The sequence below is a fragment of the Herbaspirillum chlorophenolicum genome, from assembly GCF_001189955.1.
Lineage (GTDB): Bacteria > Pseudomonadota > Gammaproteobacteria > Burkholderiales > Burkholderiaceae_D > Herbaspirillum > Herbaspirillum chlorophenolicum.
Genome location: NZ_LFLT01000044.1, coordinates 1 through 19,939, shown reverse-complemented (window position 1 = coordinate 19,939; position 19,939 = coordinate 1). Strand labels below are relative to the sequence as shown.

Sequence of the window (19,939 nt, the reverse complement as noted above, 5' to 3'; positions counted from 1 at the left end):
CCTCTCCGACATCCTCCTTCTCATCTCCGACCAAAAGGAAACTGCCGTGATCCCCGTTTCGAGCACCACCGAATTGCCCACCTTCGCCGACGTCCTGCTGGCGGCCGAGCGCATCAAGCCCTGGGCGCACAGGACGCCGGTGCTGACCTCGCGCACCGCCGATGCCGAACTCGGCGCCAGCCTGTTCTTCAAGTGCGAAAACTTCCAGCGCATGGGCGCCTTCAAGTTCCGCGGCGCGATGAATGCGCTGGCGCAATTCGATGAGGCACAGCGCAAAGCCGGCGTAATCACCTTCTCCTCGGGCAACCACGCGCAAGGCACGGCACTGGCGGCGCAATTGCTGGGCATCCCCGCCACCATCGTGATGCCGCTGGATGCGCCCGCCGCCAAGGTGGCGGCCACCCGCGGCTATGGCGCCAACGTCGTCACCTATGACCGCTACAAGGAAGACCGCGAACAGATCTGCGCGCGCCTGGCTGAAGAAAAGAAGCTGACCGTGATCCCACCCTACGACCATCCGCACGTGATGGCCGGCCAGGGCACGGCCACCAAGGAATTGCTGGAAGAAACCGGCCCGCTGGACGCGCTGTTCGTCTGCGTCGGCGGCGGCGGCCTGCTCTCGGGCGCGGCGCTTGCGGCACGCGCCTTGTCGCCGGACTGCAAGATCTACGGCGTGGAACCGGAAGCCGGCAATGACGGCCAGCAGTCCCTGCGCAGCGGCAGCCTCGTCAGCATCGCCACGCCCCAAACCATTGCCGACGGCGCCCAGACCCAGAGCCTGGGCAACTACACCTTCGGTGTGATCAGGCGCGATGTCGATGACATCCTGACCGTGACCGACGAGGAACTGGTGGCTTGCATGCGCTTCTTCGCCGAACGCATGAAAATGGTGGTGGAACCCACCGGCTGCCTGGCCTTCTCGGCGGCGCGCAAGCACCGCGCGCAACTGCAGGGAAAACGCGTGGGCGTGATCATCAGCGGCGGCAATATCGACCTCGGCAAATTGTCCGCATATCTGGCGAACTGAACAGCGCCTGCATTCACTCCAAATTTTTAATGACGGGAACCGCCATGCCCCATCTCTTTTTCGAATACACCGACAACCTGGATATCGACACCCAAGCCACCCTGCTACGCCTCAATGAGGCGCTGGTCGGCAGCGGCCACTTTGACGAAAACGCCATCAAGGCGCGCGCCATCAGGCTGGACGATTATGTCGTCGGCACCCAGCCGCACGCCAAACGCGCCTTCCTGCACTTGCGTCTGACCATCCTCTCGGGGCGAACGCCGGAAGTGAAGAAGCAACTCACCGACCTGCTGATGGCGACCGTGCAGAAAGAACAGAAATGGCCGGAGGGGATGCAGGTACAGATCACTGCGGACGTGAGCGACATGCAACGTGAGCTTTACGGAAAGCTGAAGCTGTAACGACCTGTTCGCGCCCTCCCGCCCTTGCGCGGGATTCGGGAATATGAAGAAGCAGCCGTGCCGACGCCAGTCGCCACGGCTTTTCTTTTCATACGGAAATCAATGTGGAGTTTAGTGCATCAGTGCGTCAGCGCTTCGCGGAACTGCACCACGTTGCCTTCGGGATCGAAGCCGTCGCAAGCGCGGAAATCCGCCGCGCTCCACTCGGCCTCGGCCGGTTTCACGCCGCCGCCCAAGGCCTGCGCGCCGATGCGCGCCTGCGCCAGCGAACGCACTGGCAGGAACAGCTTGATGGGTACCGCTTCACGCAACACCGGCGGCGTGGCGATCTGCACATTGGCCGCGACGGCCGGGGGAATGGCGTGGATCACCAGCAGGAAGTCCTGCGCTTCGATCACCACCTTCTCGGACTCGGCGTGCTTGGGAACCACCGCCAGCACCTGCGCATAGAACGCGGCGAGGCGGGCTACATCTTTGGCAAACAGGACTGCACCTGCTTTGGGCTGGGTCGGCATCTCTGCTCTCAAAAACGAAAAAGGAAACGGCAGAGTTTATTTTTGTCGGCGGCAATTGGCAAGCCCGTTCGCATACTGTCGCCTGCATGGAAAAATAGAATTTTTAAAATGCGAGCTGTCGCCTGCAGGCGACATCATTTTTCGTGCCATGGTGCTTTGCAATATCAGACTTTTCTGACACGCGTTAGCGCCGTCATCCTACCCCCCAACAACAGTAGAAAGGCGTACTGTTGGCCATCGAAAACATATTCCGCATCTGATGATAAGGTGCCAATTGTCACGATGATCACGCAATACCAGCGAATGTGGTTCGAAATACATCGTTTCTGCTACAAGCGAGCTTAAATTGTAAGAGGATGTTCCAACACGTTTACTTCGGAATGCCATCTGCTAATTTGATGTCGTGAGGCAATAAGACGCGTTTGTGAAAAGTCGAAAAACAAAAAGCGAACGTGGAACCGCCCTGTGCCTTGCCGCTACTGATAAACCGATAGCCACAGTCATCGGCAACCGTACATGATCCCGGCACTTCGCCTCAGTACATAGCTTGTTAATAACATTCCGGCAGATTGACCACCTGACTAGCGCCATGACCAGAAACCTGCACACCTTTTTCAAGCCTGGCAGCGCCTTCAAGCGCACCGTCTCCGGTTCGCGCATCCCGCTGGCCAATGGCGGCAGCGAAGCCGACGCCTGGCTGGAACCGATGCTGGCCGACTTCATCTCGCTGGCCTGCAACCTGTGCGATGCCCCTTTTGGCATGATGACGCAATTGCATGCAGACATCGGCATGCAGGAACCCTTCGTATCGGTGGCCAACGGCCGCGCCGATATCCGCAACCAATGGTGGCGCTTCCCCGGCCAGACCGGCGTGTCGCGCACGGCAGTGGATTTCTCGGTATGCGAAGCCGCTGCCCGCCGTCCACGCGAGCTGACCGAGATTGCCGACCTGCACGCCGACAGCCGCTTCGGCGAATCGGCCCTGGCCAACAATCCGCCCCAGGTGCGCTTTTACGCCGCAGTGCCGCTGGTCGCCGCCAACGGCGATGTGCTGGGCACGCTATGCGTCATGGACAGCCAGGCGCGCACGCTGTCGGCCACCCAGCGCGACGCCATCCTGAAACTGGGCCGCCAACTGGAAAGCCAGCTCGACAGCCGCCGTACCATGCAGAAGCTGGAACAGCAGACGCTGACCGATGCCCTGACCGGCATCGGCAACCGCCGCAGCTTCGACCTGCGCCTGCGCGAAGAATGGACGCGTCACCTGCGCAATGCGCGCCCGCTGTCGATGCTGATGGTGGACGTGGATTACTTCAAGCAATACAACGACACCTACGGCCATCCGGCCGGCGATGCACTGCTGGCGCAACTGGCGCGCGTGCTGCGCTCGCCCCTGCGCGCCAGCGACTTCCTGTCGCGCTACGGCGGCGACGAGTTCGCGCTGATCCTGCCCGACACCGAAGAAATCGGCGCCCACCAGGTGGGGGAGCGCATCAAGCACGCGGTGGCGATGGTGAAATGGCCGCACACCGAGATCGAGATCAGCCTGGGTACGGCCACCGTGACACCGTCCGAGATGTGCGATTTCCATGCGCTGCTGCAAGCGGCGGACAAGGCGATGTACCTGCGCAAGCATGGGCGCAATCCGGGCAATGCATGACGATGCAGCACGGCATGTCGTGCGCAAGGCGTCGTCCCATAGCGCTCGCACTGCAGCGAGAATAAAGCGCCCTCAATAATTATTCAGAACGAAGTCCTGGATCGAGATTGGGCGATTCACATATCGAGGTCGTCCGTCGCCGAAACCTAGGGTCGCTGGAATGACTTTCCAGCCATACGTCTTCGGGAATAGAAACCCAACACGGGGAGATGACTGAATTTGAAGTAACCGAACAAAAGGGGCATTGGGCTCTTTGCCAGACAATTGACGCTCAAAAACCTGTTCTTCCAACCAAGTTGCTTGAGTCGCCAGGAACATATTCAACTCGCCAATATTGGGAGAGGCGGAAAAAATACCCAATATTGATGGCGGACGAGAAATGAAATCCTGATGTTGTCCTCGAATTTCGGCGGAAATCGTCACATCTGTGCTTTTCCCCCGGAAGCCGATCGTCACAAGCGAAGTGTGTTTATTCCGCACGTGCCAACGAGTCCCATCGGAATCGAAGGAGAAGGAAAATCTGTCCCAATCACCTTGCCGCTCCGATTCCTGCGTGCAAATCCACATCGGAAACTGTGTAAGCACTTCAGCGTGAATTTTTCCGTTGTCATGAGGGTACGAATCGGCGCTGTAACCAGAACGAAACAAATGAAACGCATAAAGGTAGTCGATCCATTCACCATCGGCACTCTCGGATCTTCTCCAATTGCCATCTTGGTCCGGGAAGGTCATAACTTAATCCTCCAGCTCTGCTGCCAATCCGCCCACTGCACCAGTTCAGAGAATTCCATCATTTCTATATAGTGAGACAAGGGGTCGGCAATGACGAGCGCCGTATCCAACTGGTCGGGGGTGCGTGTTGTACCTATCACTAGTATGTAATGTGCCGTCCGGTCCCGAAAATTGAGATAAGCTTGAATGGGTACTCCTGCCGAGACATCATTTCGAATTGTGCCAATGCTAAGCGAGGAAGAATGGTGCGCTGTATTGTCATATCCAAGCGATTTCCAGTCCTCTAGCACGTGATGTGGATATCTCGGCCTGTTACATGCGTCACTGGGAACATTACAAACATCGCAACTTCCGCTCTGCAAATTCACGTAGTGACATATGGGTTTCCTCCCATTAGTCCTCTGATCAACCATTTGATAGCATGTAGCCCAACATAACTGCGTTGCCGGCTGCGAAATGTGACGCATGGGCAAACAAGTGCCATTGAATTCCGCAAGATATTTGGCAGCTCGCTTGTGATCCACCACGTTGATAACCCCCCTTTGGTATTTCTTGAATTCTTGTTTTAAGCGGACGCCTGTTACCCCGACACGCACCGAATTATGACCGTAACGTTTGCGATCATCATGATGCGTACACTTACTGATCCGTTCATCATTGAATTTGGCTTCCCTCGCCGCCTTCATTTTTCTGGATGCTCCCCCCAATTCCAAAATAGATCAATTGAGCGTCAAACGAACTTGGAAAAATCCGGCTTGCGCTTCTCAAAGAAAGCAGTAAACGCCTCCTTCGCCTCCGGTTCGGTCAACATGCGCGCGAAATGCTCAATCTCCGCTGCCATCTGCTGCTCAGTGGCGGCGACGCGGTTCTTCTTCATCAACTGCTTGGTGACGCGGATCGACGCCGCCGGCAACGCAGCCAGCTTGGCGGCCTGCTTCCGCGCCAGCGGTGGCAACTCGTCCAGGCTTACCACGCTGTTGACGATGCCCATCTGTAACGCCTCGTCGGGGCCGAAGGCTTCGCCCAGCAACAACTTCTCGGCGGCGCGCTGGTAGCCGGCTACATGCGGCAGCAGCAGCGACGAGGCAGCCTCGGGGCACAAACCCAGTTGCGTAAACGGCAGCGAGAACTTGGCATTATCGGCCGCGTACACCAAGTCGCAATGCAAGAGCAGCGTGGTACCGATGCCGACCGCCACGCCAGACACTGCGGCAACGATGGGCTTGACGGCATGGCTGATCTGCCACAGGAACTGGAACACCGGTGCTTCCTTGCTGTTGGGCGGGTTCTTCAGGAAATCTTCCAGATCGTTGCCAGCCGAGAAGGCTTGCGGTTTGCCGGTGAACAGGATGGCGCGCACCGTGCTGTCGGCCTCGGCGTCCTTCAGGGCGTCGGCCAGTTGCTGGTACATGGCGGCAGTGATGGCGTTTTTCTTCTCTTCGCGGTTGAAGTGGATGGTAAGGACGCCATTGTCCTTGCTCAGCTCGATATCCATGAGTCTCCTTGTCTGTTGTCGTTATTTGTTCCGGCCCCGTTCCCGGAAAAAAAGCCGCACGGCGAAAGCGGTGCGGCTTTTGGCGGTAGCGGTTCGGACGTTGCTTACACGCGTTCGAAAATGCCGGCCGCACCCATGCCGGTGCCCACGCACATGGTCACCATGCCGTACTTCAGGTTCTTGCGGCGCAGTGCGTGGATAGTGGTGGCTGCACGGATGGCGCCGGTGGCGCCCAGCGGGTGGCCCAGGGCGATCGCGCCGCCCATCGGGTTGACCTTGGACGGATCGAGACCCAGGTCGCCGATCACCGCCAGCGCCTGGGCGGCGAAGGCTTCGTTCAGCTCGATCCAGTCGATCTGGTCCTGGGTCAGGCCGCCGGCCTTCAGCGCCGCGGGAATCGCTTCCTTGGGGCCGATGCCCATGATTTCCGGCGGCACGCCGCGCACCGCGAAGGACACGAAACGCGCCAGCGGGGTCAGGTTGAATTGCTTCAGGATCTTTTCCGAGACGATGATCAGCGCGCCGGCGCCGTCCGAAGTCTGCGAGCTGTTGCCGGCGGTGACGCTGCCCTTGGCGGCGAACACCGGTTTCAGCTTGGCCAGCGCGGCGATGTTGGAATCGGCGCGCGGGCCTTCGTCCAGGTTCACCGTGCGGGTCTTGATGTCGATTTCGCCGGTAGCCAGATTGGGGAAGCGCTCGACGATCTCGACCGAAGTCATCTCGTCGTTGAACTCGCCGGCCTGCTGGGCGGCGATCGCCTTCTGGTGCGAGGCCAGCGAGAACTCGTCTTGCGCTTCGCGCGAGACCTTCCACTGTTGTGCCACCTTCTCGGCGGTCAGGCCCATGCCGTAGGCCATGCCGACGTTTTCATCCTTGAAGGCGTTGATGTTGATGGATGGGTGGAAACCCATCATCGGCACCATCGACATCGACTCGGCGCCGGCGGCGATCATGACATCGGCTTCACCGACGCGGATGCGGTCGGCCGCCATGGCAATGGCGGTGATGCCAGAAGCGCAGTAGCGGTTGATGGTGACGCCGCCGATGCTGTTGGGCAAGCCGGCCAGCAGCACGGCGTTGCGCGCCATGTTCAGGCCTTGCGCACCTTCGGGGAAGGAGCAGCCGACAATGGCATCCTCGATCAGCTTCGGGTCCAGGCCGGGCACTTGCGCCACGGCGGACTGGATGGCGCGCACCAGCAGGTCGTCCGGGCGCGTGTTCTTGAACATGCCGCGCGGCGCCTTGCCGATCGGGGTGCGGGTGGCGGCGACGATGTAGGCGTCTTGCAATTGTTTGCTCATTCTGTTGCTCCTGAATTAGGGCTTGTCTCTTTGTCTCGGCTCTGGATTAGTTGCGCACCGGTTTGCCGGTCTGCATCATTCCCATGATGCGTTCCTGGGTCTTCGGATTGTTGAGCAACTCCATGAAGAACTTGCGCTCGATGTCGAGCAGCCATTGTTCGTTGACGATGCTGCCTTCTTCCACTTCGCCGCCGGCGACCGTCTCGGCGATCATCTTGCCCAGCTTGTAGTCGTGCGCCGAAATGAAACCACCGTCGCGCATGTTGACCAGTTGCGCCATGATGGTGGCCAGGCCATTGCGGCCGATGACCGGTACCTGCGGCGGCAGTTGCGGGCGGTAGCCGGCGTCGAACAGCGCGCGCGCCTCGACCTTGGCCACGTGCAGCAGCTCGTAGGGGTTGAAGACGATCACGTCGTCTTCACGCAGGTAGCCCAGCTTGCGTGCTTCCAGCGCCGATTTCGACACATTGGCGGTCGCGGCGGCCAGCATGTATTCCTTGAGGAATTGCAGGATGTCGTTGCCCTTGGCTTCCTTGGCCGCGCGCACTGCTGCTTCCTTCAGGCCGCCGCCGGCCGGGATCAGGCCCACGCCCACTTCCACCAGGCCGATGTAGGACTCGATCGAGACCACGCGCTTGGCGGTGTGCAGCAGCAGCTCGCAGCCGCCGCCCAGGGCCAGGCCGGCCACTGCGGCGATCACCGGCACGCTGGCGTACTTCAGGCGCTGGTGCGCCTGTTGCAGATGGTGCACCACCGGCTCGATGGCCTTGACGCCGCCCGACATGAACAGCGGCAGCATCGATTGCAGGTCGGCGCCGGCCGAGAAGGCGCCGCCTTCGGCTGCGTCCGGATGCCAGATCACCAGGCCCTTGAAGTTCTTCTCGGCTTCGTCGACGGCCTTGTTCATGCCGTCGATCACGCCCTGGCCGATCACATGCATCTTGGTCTTGAACGACAGGACCAGGACTTCGTCGTTCTGGTGCCAGATGCGCACCGATTCGTCTTCGAAGAAGGTAGTGCCGGCGGTCTTGCCGTCGGCTGCGCCTTCGCCCACCAGCGGGGCGCGGAAAGGCTGGCGCTGGTAGACCGGCAGTTCGGAACGGGCCACGTCGGTCTTCTTTGATGGCGAGTACGAACCCTTGGCGCTGTGCACGCCTTCGCGGCCATCGAATACCCAGTCCGGCAGCGGTGCGGTCGACAGCGCCTTTCCGGCGTCGATGTCTTCCTTCACCCATTGCGCGACCTGCTTCCAGCCGGAAGCCTGCCAGGTCTCGAACGGGCCGACGCTCCAGCCGAAGCCCCAGCGCATGGCGAAGTCGAGGTCGCGCGCGTTGTCGGCGACCGACTCCAGGTGCACCGCGATGTAGTGGAAAGCGTCGCGGAAGATCGCCCACAGGAACTGGCCTTGCGGGTTGGTCGAGTCGTGCAGCGCTTTCATGCGCTTGACCGGATCCTTTTCCTTCAGGATGCGCGCGATGATGTCGTCGGCCTTGGCGCCGCCCGGGACGTAGTCGCCCTTGGCCGGGTCGATGCGCAGGATGTCCTTGCCCACCTTCTTGTAAAAGCCGGCGCCGGTCTTCTGGCCCAATGCGCCCTGCTCGACCAGCTTGGCCAGCAGCGGCGGCGTCGCGTAGGAGGCGTAGAACGGGTCGTCCTTCAGGTTGTCCTGCATGGTCTTGATGACGTGGCCCATGGTGTCCAGGCCCACGACGTCGGCAGTGCGGAAGGTGCCGGACTTGGCGCGGCCCAGCTTGGCGCCGGTGAGGTCATCGACCACGTCCACGCTCAAGCCGTACTTCTCGGCCTCGATCACGGTGGCCAGGATGCCGAACACGCCGACGCGGTTGGCCACGAAGTTCGGGGTGTCGAAGGCGCGCACCACGCCCTTGCCCAGGGTGGTGGTGAGGAAGGCTTCCAGCTTGTCCAGGATCTGCGGCTGGGTGGACTTGGTCGGAATCAGCTCGACCAGGTGCATGTAGCGCGGCGGGTTGAAGAAGTGCACGCCGCAGAAGCGCGCCTTCAGTTCGGCGTCGAAGCCTTCAGCCAGTGCATTGATCGACAGGCCCGAGGTGTTGGAGGCGAAGATGGTGTTGGGGCCGATGTGCGGCGCGACCTTCTTGTACAGGTCGTGCTTCCAGTCCATGCGCTCGGCGATGGCTTCGATGATCAGGTCGCAGCCGGCCAGCAGCGCCAGGTCGTCCTCGTAGTTGGCGACCTGGATCAGGGCCGCGTCATCCTTGTTGCCCAGCGGCGCCGGGCTGAGTTTCTTCAGGTTCTCGATGGCGCGCAGCACGATGCCGTTCTTCGGACCTTCCTTGGCCGGCAGGTCGAACAGCACGACCGGCACGCGGGCATTGATGCAGTGGGCGGCAATCTGGGCGCCCATGACGCCGGCGCCGAGCACGGCCACTTTTTTGACGATGAAATTGGACACGCAAGTCTCCTTTTTTGCTGATGCTTCAAACATGAATTCGGGGCAGAGCAATGCAAAGTGCTGGCGGAAGGCGTGCCGCTACTGTACGCCTTCCGATCGCTTTTCACAGCATGCCGGGCCGGGGTGACATGGGCGTGACGCCATGCCTTGTCTTATTGCGGCAGATCAATGTTGCGGGGTGCCAGCCTGGCCGGCACCTCGCATCTTTACGCGACGACTCAGAACAGATCCGCGTCCAGCGCCATCAGGGTAGCCGCGCCGGAACGCGCCTGGCGGATCAGCATCGCGGTTTCCGGCAACAGGCGCGCGAAATAGAAGCGCGCGGTGGCCAGCTTGGCAGTGTAGAAGGTGTCGCCGGAATCCTGCTTTTCCAGCGCGATCTTGGCCATGCGGGCAAACAGGTAAGAGAACACCAGATGGCCCACCACGCGCAGGTAAGGCACGGCGGCGGCGCCGGCCTCGTCCTGGTTGGCGAAGGACTTCATGCCGATTTCCATGGTCAGCTTGGTGACCTTGTCGCCGATGTCGGCCAGCGGCGTGATGAACTCGGACATGGCTTCGTCGGTGCCGTTCTCTTCCACGAAGGCCTGGATCTGCGCGCCGAACTTCTTGAGCTTGGCGCCGTTGTCCATCAGGATCTTGCGGCCCAGCAGGTCCAGCGACTGGATGGTGTTGGTGCCTTCGTAGATCATGTTGATGCGGGCGTCGCGCACGTATTGCTCCATGCCCCATTCGGCGATGTAGCCGTGGCCGCCGTAGACCTGCAGGCATTCGGAGGTGGCGATCCAGGCGTTGTCGGTCAGGAAGGCCTTGATCACCGGGGTCAGCAGCGCGACGATGTCGGCCGAGTCCTTGCGCACTTCTTCGTCGGGGTGGGTCAGCTCCTTGTCCAGCTCCAGCGCGACGTAGGAGGTGAAGGCGCGGCCGCCTTCGGCGAAGGCCTTGGCGGTCAGCAGCATGCGGCGCACGTCGGGGTGCACGATGATCGGGTCGGCCGGCTTGTCCGGCGCCTTGATGCCGGTCAGGCTGCGCATCTGCAGGCGGTCCTTGGCGTACACCAGCGCATTCTGGTAAGCCACTTCGGTCAGGCCCAGGCCTTGCATGCCCACGCCCAGGCGCGCCGCGTTCATGAACACGAACATCGCTTGCAGGCCCTTGTGCGGCTGGCCGATCAGCCAGCCGGTGGCGCCGTCCAGGTTCATCTGGCAGGTGGCGTTGCCGTGGATGCCCATCTTCTCTTCGATGGCGCCGCAGAAGATCGGGTTGCGCGCGCTCAGAGAGCCATCGGCGTTGGGCAGGAACTTGGGCACGATGAACAGCGAGATGCCCTTGGAGCCTTGCGGCGCATCCGGCAGGCGCGCCAGCACCAGGTGGATGATATTGTCGGAAACATCGTTTTCGCCAGCCGAGATGAAGATCTTGTTGCCGGTGATCTTGTAGGAGCCGTCAGCCTGCGGCTCGGCCTTGCTGCGCAGCAGGCCCAGGTCGGTGCCGCAGTGCGCTTCGGTCAGGCACATGGTGCCGGTCCATTCGCCCGAGACCAGCTTGGGCAGGTACAGCGCCTTCTGTTCGTCGGAACCGTGCGCGTGCAGGCATTCGTAGGCGCCGTGCGACAGGCCGGGATACATGGTCCAGGCCTGGTTGGACGAGTTCAGCATTTCGTAGAACGAGTTGTTCAGCGTCAGCGGCAGGCCCTGGCCGCCGAATTCGGTGTCGCAGGACAACGCCGCCCAGCCGGCTTCGACGTACTGCTTATAGGCTTGCTTGAAGCCCTTGGGCGTGGTGACGGCCTTGGTCTCGCGGTCGAAGTGGCAGCCTTCGCGGTCGCCCGAGTGGTTCAGCGGAAACAGCACCTGCGAGGTGAACTTGCCGCCCTCTTCCAGCACCTGGTCGATCAGCTCGCGGTTGGTGTCGGCATGCGGCGGCAGCTCTTGGAATACCTCTTCGACCTTGAGCAGCTCGTGCAGGACGAATTGCATGTCGCGCAGGGGGGCGTTGTATTGGGGCATGTATGTCTCCGGAACAGGTTAGGCAGCTTTTTTGGCAGCCGATTTGGAATTCTTGGCGGGTGTGGCGGCAGTCTTGGCGCTGCTGCCCAGCGGGCGGTAACTGTCGATCAGGCGGCCGAAGCTGGCCTGGGCGCGTTCGACGCTGCCGGGGATATTGAGGAAGCGGGCATCGTGGTGCAGCGCCAGGATCAGGCCGTACATTTCATAGACCATCTGGCCGACGTCGATATCGGCGCGGATGTGGCCGGCTTCCATGGCCTGCTTGATACAGCGCTCCAGCGCGTCGCGCCAGGCCTGGACCATCGCCACCAGGTGGTCGCGGATGGCGCCCGGGCGGTCGTCGTACTCGACCGCGCCGCTGATGTAGATGCAGCCCAGCGCAATTTCAACCGTGACCTGCTTGACCCAGCGCGCGAACATGGCTTCCAGACGCGGCAGGCCGCGTACTTCCTTGATGGACGGATAGAACACGTCCTGCTCGAAGCGGGTGTGGTACAGGCGCACGACTTCGATCTGCAGGTCTTCGCGCGAGCCGAAATGGGCAAACACGCCGGACTTGCTCATCTTCATCTTCTCGGCCAGGAGGCCGATGGTGAGCCCTTCCAGGCCATCGCGGCTGGCCAGCTCCAACGCCACCTCAAGGATGGCGGCACGGGTCTGTTCGCCCTTGCGCAGGAATTTCGGCCGGGTGGTCGCGGTAGTCACCTTGCTTGTCTCTGTCATCGTTGTCTCTTTGGTATCCGCCGCATGGAGGGCGGCGGGAACGGTTCGAATATCTACGGCAGCCCTTTCCGGGCTGCGTCTTTTCTGGGAAGGCGTATCTTCCCCTAGAATTTATTCGAACGATCGTACTATTATTCATCGCGCCGCAAATGTCAAACAAAAAATCGGCACGGACGAGACAACCGCACCGGCTTGCCGTCGGGAAAAACTCAGGGCGAGTCCGATCCCTCTTGCCGGGCGGATGCGGCGCCGCCCAGCAGGTCATGGGCGTCCAGGATGGCGTAGACGATGGCAGGATTGTTTTCCAGGCATTTGCGGATGGCCGCCGGGACGGTTTCGCGGGTCTTGCGGCACAGCCCGGGCTGTTCGGCCAGCCGGATCTGCAGGCCGCGCACGGTGCGCACCTCAAGCGCGGAGGGGACGATCTGGAGGACGATGCCCAGGTTCCTCTGCATCAGCCTGCCGATATGCAGCAGGTCTTCATAGGTGCCGATGCGCATGATGCGCTCGATCAGCCGCTTTTCTTCCTCGCGGGTGAGCATCAGCACCCGCGCCGCTTCCGAGTGCAGGCTGTCCATCAATTGCTCGCGCTCGCACACGCACGCGCCTGGCGGGCACTCCTTGCGGATGGTCGGTTGGAACAGGACTGCCTGGGACATCTGCACCTACTCTGGTAAGACTGGCCGGGGGGGGATCTCCCCCATCTTACAACGAGCAGCTGCGATGAGTCAGGATGAGGAACGGTCGAGCAGGCGGCGGTCGCGCTTGGTAGGCCGCCCCTTGATCTCGGCGGAGGGCTCTCGGAACAGGCGATGGCGCTCTGCCTCCGTTTCGCGGCGGCGCAGGCTGTCTTCGGTCTCGCTGTAGAGCGTGGCGGCGATGGCGGCCGAACCGCGCTTGTCGGCGACGCCGGTCACCACCACTTCCCATTCGGTCGCACCGTTGTCGATGGCCAGCTTGTCGCCGGCCTTGACGCTGTGGGAGGGCTTGGTGCGCTCGCCATTGAGCCTGACGCGGCCGCGGTCGATGGCGTCGGTGGCGAGCGAACGCGTCTTGAAGAAACGCGCGGCCCAGCACCATTTGTCGATGCGGGTGGTGTCGGTCATGGATGCATTGCCTGGATCGGAATCATGCCGAAATTCTAAGGCAATGCCGCAATCCGTGCCGCGCCGTCCAGCCGGGGACCGGACGGCATCGGAACAATGCCCGCCGTTTTCTTCAGTCCAGCTTTTGCCAGGCGGAATATAGCGCGCTTTCGCTGAACTCCAGCATGTCGAGACTGACGATATCGCCTGGCGCCACATCCACTTTCAGCTTGCGATTGGCGGCCAGGTAAAACGGCGCGTGCACGCGGTGCGCTTGCGCGGCGGGCAGCAGCAGCGGCTTCATGCCTTCGATGTTGTGGTGGTGGCCTCCCATCTTCAGCACTTCGCCGGCCTTGAACGCCCGTTGCGCCTGCGCAGCCATGACCGCGTGCACCTGCTGCGCCGGGCTGCCCGAAGCGCGCCCTTGCAACACGGCGGAGAACAGGCTGATCGGCGTTTCCAACCCCATCAGGTGATACGGCAAGTAGAGGCAGGCGTATTTGCCGTTGCGGCTGACCACGTGGCCCTTCTGGCGCAGCGTTTCCCACACTTCGCTGTCGGTGCAGCGCACCACCACGAATACGCCGCCGCCGAAGCTGGCTTCATCGGGCAGGCGCAGGCAGTTGAATACATCGACCACGCCGTCACGGTCGAGGATGCCGCCATCGGCGCGCGGGATGAAGATGTCGGCCAGTTCGGCGATGCGGCATAGCGGGTAGCTCATCGCGTCGCAAGCCGGGGTCAGGCCGGTGGAGTTGGACACCACGTTCATCTCGCAGTAATCCGGCGTGGCGCTCTGCGGCAAGGCGCTGATGGCATCGCGCCGCTGCTGCAGGCGCGCGGCGACATCGCCTTCCAGCGTCAGCAGCGAAGCCAGGCCCGGGATCGCGTGCGGCTGTTCCATATAGCTGAGCGCGCCCGAAACCGGATCGTAGATATAGTCGTACTCGCTCGACTTGCCGGCCGCCACCACGTCGAAGCCCAGCACCCGGGCCCAGGTCACCAGGCCGATCAGGTTGCTTGGCTGGTCGCCGTCGGCGGTGGTGTAGACCACCTTGCGCTCGCAGGCCAAACGGTTCAGGTAAGGGCCGACCACGGCATCGGTTTCCTTGCTGACCATCGCCACGTGCACGCCGCGGTTGATGGCATTGATGGCGATCTGGGCGCTGATGTCAGGGTTGCCGGTGGCTTCCACCACGATGTCCAGCGATACCGCATCGAGCAGGCGGTAGTCGCTGACCAGCGCGGTCTGGCCCTGTGCATTGGCGGCGCGCACCTGTTCGGCGTCGCTGCAGGCCGCCAGCTTATCGGCGGCGTACCCCAGGCCCAGCAGCATGTCGCGCGTGCCGTCGACATCCAGGTCGCACAGCGCAGCGACGCGGATGCTTTTGATATGACGGCACTGCACCAGCAGCGAACGGCCGAAGCTGCCCTTGGCGCCGGTGAGCGCGATGCTGATCGTGCGGTTTTGCAGGTCCTGGAATAGGGTTTCGTAATTCATGCGTTTCTTTCTATACCGAAGGGGGACGGGGTCAATGGATCAGTGCATTGAGCAGCAGCACCCCGGCCAAGCCGATGAGCGACTGCAGCGATACCAGCAGGGTCCAGCTCTTGAGCGTTTCGGACACGCTCAGCTTGAAGTACTCCTTGAACAGCCAGAAGCCGGAGTCATTCAGGTGCGACAGCATCAGGCCGCCGGAGCTGGTCGCCAGCACCAGCAGTTCCAGGCTGACGTTGGGATCGGCCGCAGCCAGCGGCGCCACGATGCCGGCGGCGGTAACGGTGGCCACGGTGGCCGAGCCGATGGCGACGCGGATCAGCGCGGCGATAGCCCAGCCGAGGATCAGCGGGTTGATTTGCCAGGTCACGGCCCAGTGTGCGATCAGATCGCTGACGTGAGTGGCCACCAGCATTTCCTTCAGGCCGCCGCCGGCGCCCAGGATCAGGATCACGCCAGCCGCGGGGCCGAGGCTCTTGCCCAACAGCTTCTGGATCTGGGTCAGCGAGAAACCGCTGCGGATGCCCAGCGCGTAGATGGCGAACAGCACGGCGATGAGCAGCGAGACGATCGGGTCGCCCACGAATTCCAGCCACTTGTGCGCTACGCTATGGTTGTCGAACAGGCCGCGGCCGAAGGTGCGCAGCATCATCAGGCCGGGCGGCAGCAGCACCGCGATCAGCACCAGCGGCAGCGACGGCAGGCGGCGCTCGGCTGCATCCTTCTGGGCTACCGGCGCGGCATCTTCACCGAAACCGCCCGATGCCGGGAACCAGCGCATGATGAAGGAAGTGAACAGCGGGCCGGAGATGATGGCCATCGGCACGGCGATCAGGAAACCGTAGAAGATGGTCTTGCCGGCATCGGCATGGTAAGCCGCCATCGCCAGGGTCGGCGACGGATGCGGCGGCAGCAGGCCGTGCGACACGTAGAGGCCGGCAGCCAGCGGCACGCCGATGCGCAGGATGTAGCTGTTGGTGCGGCGCGCGATGACGAAAGCCAGCGGCACCAGCATCACGAAGCTGACATCGAACAGGTGCGGCAAGCCAATCAGCAATGCGGCGGCGCAGATCGTCGTGGGAATCCAGCGCCTGGAACCAATACCGACGAAGGCATTGGCGATCTTGTCGGCGCCGCCCGACTCCAGCAGCAAGCCGCCCAGCATGCTGCCCAGGCCGACCACCAGGCCGACCGAACTCAGGATGCCGCCAAAGCCCTTCTGGAAACTCTTGACGGTATCCACCGGCGACATGCCGCTGACGATGCCAAGAAAGCCGGCTGACAGGATCAACGCGAGGAAAGGATGAAAACGCAGGCGCGTGATCAGCAGAATCAGTAATAAAATCGCCAGCACAGGGCTGACCAGTTGGTAGACATCAGGATGCATGGTGTCGGAATCTCTTCGTGGTTCAGGGAATGCCCGGCGGCGGCAGGCGCCGTTTGCCGGGGCGAAGCATGGATGCGGGCGTCAGGCTGCCAGCCGGAGGCGGCTCGGCCCAAATACGCATGGGCCTGTCCCCGATGAAAAGATGCGGCGCATGCAGCGCCGCGGTTGTGCGTTGTTCATTGTCTGTCTCCCGCTTGGAACGTATTTTTTAATGGAATGGAATGCGGTCTCCGGCCGCGAACCGGACGACAAAATGGTATACCAAAAATAGAAATTGGTAATTTTATTTTTATATTTTTATTTAAGTATTTGATTTTTATATATTTATCTTTATATAAAATTGCATACCAAAATGAAAACTGCTTTAAAAAGAGAAAAATTCAAGGATGGACATGAAGCAGGAAACCAGACCGGATCACACCGGAAACGATGAACCGGAACAGGCAAATGGACAGGAATTGCTGTCCGAGCAGTTGGCCGAGCGCCTGCGCAACCTGATCGTCACCGATGAGCTGCGCCCCGGCACGCCGTTGCGCGAACGCACGCTGGCCGAACAATTGCAGGTTTCGCGCACGCCGCTGCGCGACGCCTTGAAAATCCTCGCCGGCGACGGCCTGGTGCAATTGCTGCCCAATCGCGGCGCGGTGGTGGCCGAGCTGACGCCGGAGCAGATCGAGGAAAAACTGGACGTATTGGGTGTGATCGAAGAATTCGCCGCCATCCGCGCCTGCAAGCTTGCCACCGATGCCGAGATCGGCGAACTCCGCGCGCTGCATCACGAAATGCTGGCCGCCTATGAGCGGCATGACCGCGTCGGCTATTTCCACCTGAACCAGCGCATCCACCGCGGCATCGTCGGCGCGGCGCGCAACCAGACGCTGTCGGATGTGCATAGCCTGCTCAACCGCCAGTTGTACCGCTATCGCTACCAGGGCAGCGTCAGTTCAGAAATCTGGCACACCGCCATCGACGAGCACCAGGTCATCATCGAACTGCTGACTGCCCGCGATGCCAACAAGCTGGGGGAATACCTGCGCCGCCATGTGCATCGCACCTGGGAACAATTGCTGGGCGCACCCTGACCTTGCCCGTTTGCGTGCCAGGAAAAGAAAAACGCCGGCGATTGCCGGCGTTTTTCATTCAAACTGAAACTCAGCAGGAATCAGCGCTCAACCGCCAGCGCCACACCCATGCCGCCGCCGATACACAGGCTGGCCAAACCGCGCTTGGCGTCGCGGCGAACCATTTCGTGCAGCAGGGTCACCAGCACGCGGCAGCCGGAGGCGCCGATCGGGTGGCCCAGCGCAATCGCGCCGCCGTTGACGTTGATCTTGCTGGTGTCCCAGCCCATCTGCTTGTTGACGGCGATGGCCTGTGCCGCGAAGGCTTCGTTGATTTCCATCAGGTCCAAGTCTTGCGGGGTCCAGCCGGCCTTCTTCAGGGTCAGCTGCGACGCTGGCACCGGCCCCATGCCCATGATGCTGGGATCGAGGCCGGCCGACGAGTACGATTTGATCTTGGCCAGCACCGGCAGGCCCAGCTCGGCCGCCAGCCTGGCGGAAGTGACCACCACCGCGGCAGCGCCGTCGTTGATGCCCGAGGCGTTGCCGGCGGTTACCGTGCCGGCCTTGTCGAAGGCCGGACGCAGTGCGCCCAGCGCTTCGGCGGTCACGCCGTGCTTGACGAACTCGTCGGTGTCGAACACCACGGTTTCCTTCTTGCCCTTGATCTCGATGGGGACAATCTCATCCTTGAACTTGCCGGCCTTTTGCGCGGCTTCGGCCTTGTTCTGCGAGGCGGCGGCGAAGGCGTCCTGCTCGGCGCGCGAGATCTCGAACTTCTTGGCCACGTTTTCGGCGGTGATACCCATGTGGTACTGGTTGTAGACGTCCCACAGGCCATCGACAATCATGGTGTCGGTCAGCTTGGCGTCGCCCATGCGGAAGCCGTCGCGCGAATTGTTGAGCACGTGCGGGGAGGCGCTCATATTTTCCTGGCCGCCGGCGATGACGATCTGGGCGTCGCCGCACTTGATGGCCTGGGCCGCCAGTTGCACCGCCTTCAGGCCGCTGCCGCAGACCTTGCCGACCACGAAGGCCGGCACCATGTCGGGCAGGCCGGATTTGATCACTGCCTGGCGCGCCGGGTTCTGGCCCAGACCCGCTGTCAGCACGTGGCCGAGGATGACTTCACTGATGGCTTCCGGCTTGATGCCGGTCTTGGCCAGAACGGCCTTGATGACTTGCGCACCGAGATCGGCAGCGGAGATCTTGGAAAGGGAACCGCCGAACTTACCGATTGCTGTTCTCTGTGCTGCAACAATGACGACGTCATCCATAATGCGCTCCTTTTATTGAAATGGCGGGAAAGCCACGCAGCCTTCCGTGGGGAACCCGGACGGCCATCTTAGTCCATTTCATCATGGAATGCGATACGGTGGATTTTCGGTATTTGCACGCATTGCACACCGGCATCCAGGCTGCCGCAAACGCGCATCAATTGTCCGCATCTGCAGGCAATCGCACGCTATCGGCCCTCAGGCGTCCTGCCCCAGCGTAATAATGTGGATCACCGTACGGTACAGCAGGAAGGCAGCCCCATACCAGGCACGCTTGTACCACGGCGCATGCGCGAAATCGGCCAGGTGGACCACGCGCCCCTCGGCGGCGCCGGCCTCGATCTCCTCCCTCAGATACTGCGAAAACGCCGCATCCTGGATGACCACGTTGGCCTCCTGGTTCACGAACAAGGAAAGGCCGTCATAGTTGCTGGAACCGACCGTGGACCACTTGTCGTCCACCACCGCCACCTTGGCATGCAACTCCGTCTTGATGTATTCGACGATACGCACCCCGGCGCCCAGCAACTTGGGATAGAAGGAGCGCGCCACCGCATCCTGCATGGCGAACTGGCCTACGCCCAACAGCAAGGTCACCTTCACGCCACGCTGTGCGGCCTCTTCCAGTGCACGCCGCATCTTGCGCCCCGGGGCGAAATAGGGATTGGCCAGGAACGCGCTTTCGCGCGCACGGCCCAAGGCTTGCAGATAGGCATGCTGGATGGTGCGGCGGTTACGGAAGTTGTCGCGCACCACCAGCCCAGCCTGGGCCGCGCCATAGACAGGTACGCTCAAGCGATGGCGCAAGCGATGGAAGTTCTCCCAGCGCGCCTTGAGCTTCATACGGCCCACGCGCAGCCACTGGGCATCCATCTCGCGGTAAATCTCATGCACCAGCGGGCCGGTGATGCGCACCGCGAAGTCCCAGCGCGGCGCCGGCAATATGATCGACGGGTCGCGGTCGGACAGGAGATCGTCGTTGATATTGAGCCCGCCGACGAAAGCCGCCTGGCGGTCCACCACGCACAGCTTGCGGTGGCTGCGCGCCACGCCGCGCCTGAACCACGGGTTGAAGGAGCGATGCTGCACACCGGCGGCCACCAGGGTCTGCTTGAGCTGTTTGGTCTGCACGCGGCCGGTACCCAGCCAGTCGTTGATCACATACACCACCACTCCGCGCTGGGCGGCGCGCTGCAATGCATCGCGCACCAGGATGCCGGTGTCGTCGATGGCGAAGATATAGGTTTCGAGGTAGATCTCCACACGCGCCGCTTCGATGGCCGCGATCAGCGCGGGGTAGTAGCCTGCGCCGCTGTGCAGCAGCGCAATCTCGT

At 61.9% G+C, this 19,939-nt stretch carries 17 protein-coding genes; 4 read left to right on the top strand and 13 right to left on the bottom strand.

Going from position 1 to position 19,939, the window contains the following annotated elements:
- The first annotated feature begins 46 nt into the window (after positions 1-46).
- Both AKL28_RS19795 and AKL28_RS19790 read left to right on the top strand, forming a co-directional pair.
- Positions 47-1,027, top strand: a complete 981-nt coding sequence (locus tag AKL28_RS19795; RefSeq protein WP_050469991.1) for a threo-3-hydroxy-L-aspartate ammonia-lyase — start codon at positions 47-49, stop codon at positions 1,025-1,027.
- A 44-nt stretch (positions 1,028-1,071) separates the two neighbouring features.
- Entirely contained in the window at positions 1,072-1,428 is a 357-nt protein-coding gene (locus AKL28_RS19790; RefSeq protein WP_050470016.1) for a 5-carboxymethyl-2-hydroxymuconate Delta-isomerase, read from the top strand.
- 119 nt (positions 1,429-1,547) lie between these two features.
- Here the strand turns inward: AKL28_RS19790 and AKL28_RS19785 are convergent, their stop codons facing one another.
- Positions 1,548-1,943 (bottom strand): VOC family protein, encoded by a 396-nt coding sequence (locus AKL28_RS19785; protein WP_050469989.1) that lies wholly within the window; start codon positions 1,941-1,943, stop codon positions 1,548-1,550.
- A gap of 589 nt (positions 1,944-2,532) precedes the next feature.
- On the opposite strand from AKL28_RS19785, the gene AKL28_RS19780 reads away from it, so the two are divergent.
- Positions 2,533-3,603, top strand: coding sequence for a GGDEF domain-containing protein (locus AKL28_RS19780; RefSeq protein ID WP_156226412.1), 1,071 nt, complete (start codon positions 2,533-2,535; stop codon positions 3,601-3,603).
- A gap of 72 nt (positions 3,604-3,675) precedes the next feature.
- Here AKL28_RS19780 and AKL28_RS19775 read toward each other — a convergent pair whose 3' ends face one another.
- The 10 genes from AKL28_RS19775 to AKL28_RS19730 form a co-directional block, all read right to left on the bottom strand.
- On the bottom strand, positions 3,676-4,335 hold the full coding sequence (locus AKL28_RS19775) for a hypothetical protein (RefSeq protein WP_050469988.1): 660 nt from the start codon (positions 4,333-4,335) through the stop codon (positions 3,676-3,678).
- Between the two features lie 730 nt (positions 4,336-5,065).
- Positions 5,066-5,830 carry an enoyl-CoA hydratase gene (locus AKL28_RS19770; protein WP_050469987.1) on the bottom strand — a complete coding sequence of 255 codons (765 nt, stop codon included), beginning with the start codon at positions 5,828-5,830 and terminating at the stop codon, positions 5,066-5,068.
- A 104-nt stretch (positions 5,831-5,934) separates the two neighbouring features.
- Entirely contained in the window at positions 5,935-7,131 is a 1,197-nt protein-coding gene (locus tag AKL28_RS19765) for an acetyl-CoA C-acyltransferase (RefSeq protein WP_050469986.1), read from the bottom strand.
- Between the two features lie 46 nt (positions 7,132-7,177).
- The gene (locus AKL28_RS19760) at positions 7,178-9,565 is read right to left on the bottom strand and encodes a 3-hydroxyacyl-CoA dehydrogenase/enoyl-CoA hydratase family protein (protein ID WP_050469984.1); all 2,388 of its coding nucleotides are present in this window, start codon (positions 9,563-9,565) and stop codon (positions 7,178-7,180) included.
- A gap of 218 nt (positions 9,566-9,783) precedes the next feature.
- Positions 9,784-11,574 carry an acyl-CoA dehydrogenase C-terminal domain-containing protein gene (locus AKL28_RS19755; protein WP_050469982.1) on the bottom strand — a complete coding sequence of 597 codons (1,791 nt, stop codon included), beginning with the start codon at positions 11,572-11,574 and terminating at the stop codon, positions 9,784-9,786.
- Positions 11,575-11,592: 18 nt separating this feature from the next.
- Positions 11,593-12,297, bottom strand: coding sequence for a TetR/AcrR family transcriptional regulator (locus AKL28_RS19750; RefSeq protein ID WP_050469981.1), 705 nt, complete (start codon positions 12,295-12,297; stop codon positions 11,593-11,595).
- A 209-nt stretch (positions 12,298-12,506) separates the two neighbouring features.
- Entirely contained in the window at positions 12,507-12,956 is a 450-nt protein-coding gene (locus AKL28_RS19745) for a hypothetical protein (RefSeq protein WP_050469980.1), read from the bottom strand.
- A gap of 69 nt (positions 12,957-13,025) precedes the next feature.
- The gene (locus AKL28_RS19740; protein WP_050469977.1) at positions 13,026-13,403 is read right to left on the bottom strand and encodes an RNA-binding S4 domain-containing protein; all 378 of its coding nucleotides are present in this window, start codon (positions 13,401-13,403) and stop codon (positions 13,026-13,028) included.
- Positions 13,404-13,515: 112 nt separating this feature from the next.
- Entirely contained in the window at positions 13,516-14,883 is a 1,368-nt protein-coding gene (locus tag AKL28_RS19735; RefSeq protein WP_050469975.1) for an NAD(P)H-dependent oxidoreductase, read from the bottom strand.
- A 31-nt stretch (positions 14,884-14,914) separates the two neighbouring features.
- A complete protein-coding gene (locus tag AKL28_RS19730; RefSeq protein WP_050469973.1) occupies positions 14,915-16,267 on the bottom strand; it encodes a GntT/GntP/DsdX family permease in 1,353 nt (450 codons plus the stop codon).
- A 392-nt stretch (positions 16,268-16,659) separates the two neighbouring features.
- Between AKL28_RS19730 and AKL28_RS19725 the strand changes: the two genes are divergently transcribed.
- The gene (locus tag AKL28_RS19725; RefSeq protein WP_197091070.1) at positions 16,660-17,349 is read left to right on the top strand and encodes a GntR family transcriptional regulator; all 690 of its coding nucleotides are present in this window, start codon (positions 16,660-16,662) and stop codon (positions 17,347-17,349) included.
- 80 nt (positions 17,350-17,429) lie between these two features.
- On the opposite strand, the gene AKL28_RS19720 is transcribed toward AKL28_RS19725, so the two are convergent.
- Positions 17,430-18,605 carry an acetyl-CoA C-acetyltransferase gene (locus AKL28_RS19720; protein WP_050469971.1) on the bottom strand — a complete coding sequence of 392 codons (1,176 nt, stop codon included), beginning with the start codon at positions 18,603-18,605 and terminating at the stop codon, positions 17,430-17,432.
- 198 nt (positions 18,606-18,803) lie between these two features.
- A partial coding sequence (locus AKL28_RS19715; protein ID WP_231602535.1) for a phospholipase D-like domain-containing protein occupies positions 18,804-19,939 on the bottom strand: 1,136 nt, incomplete at its 5' end.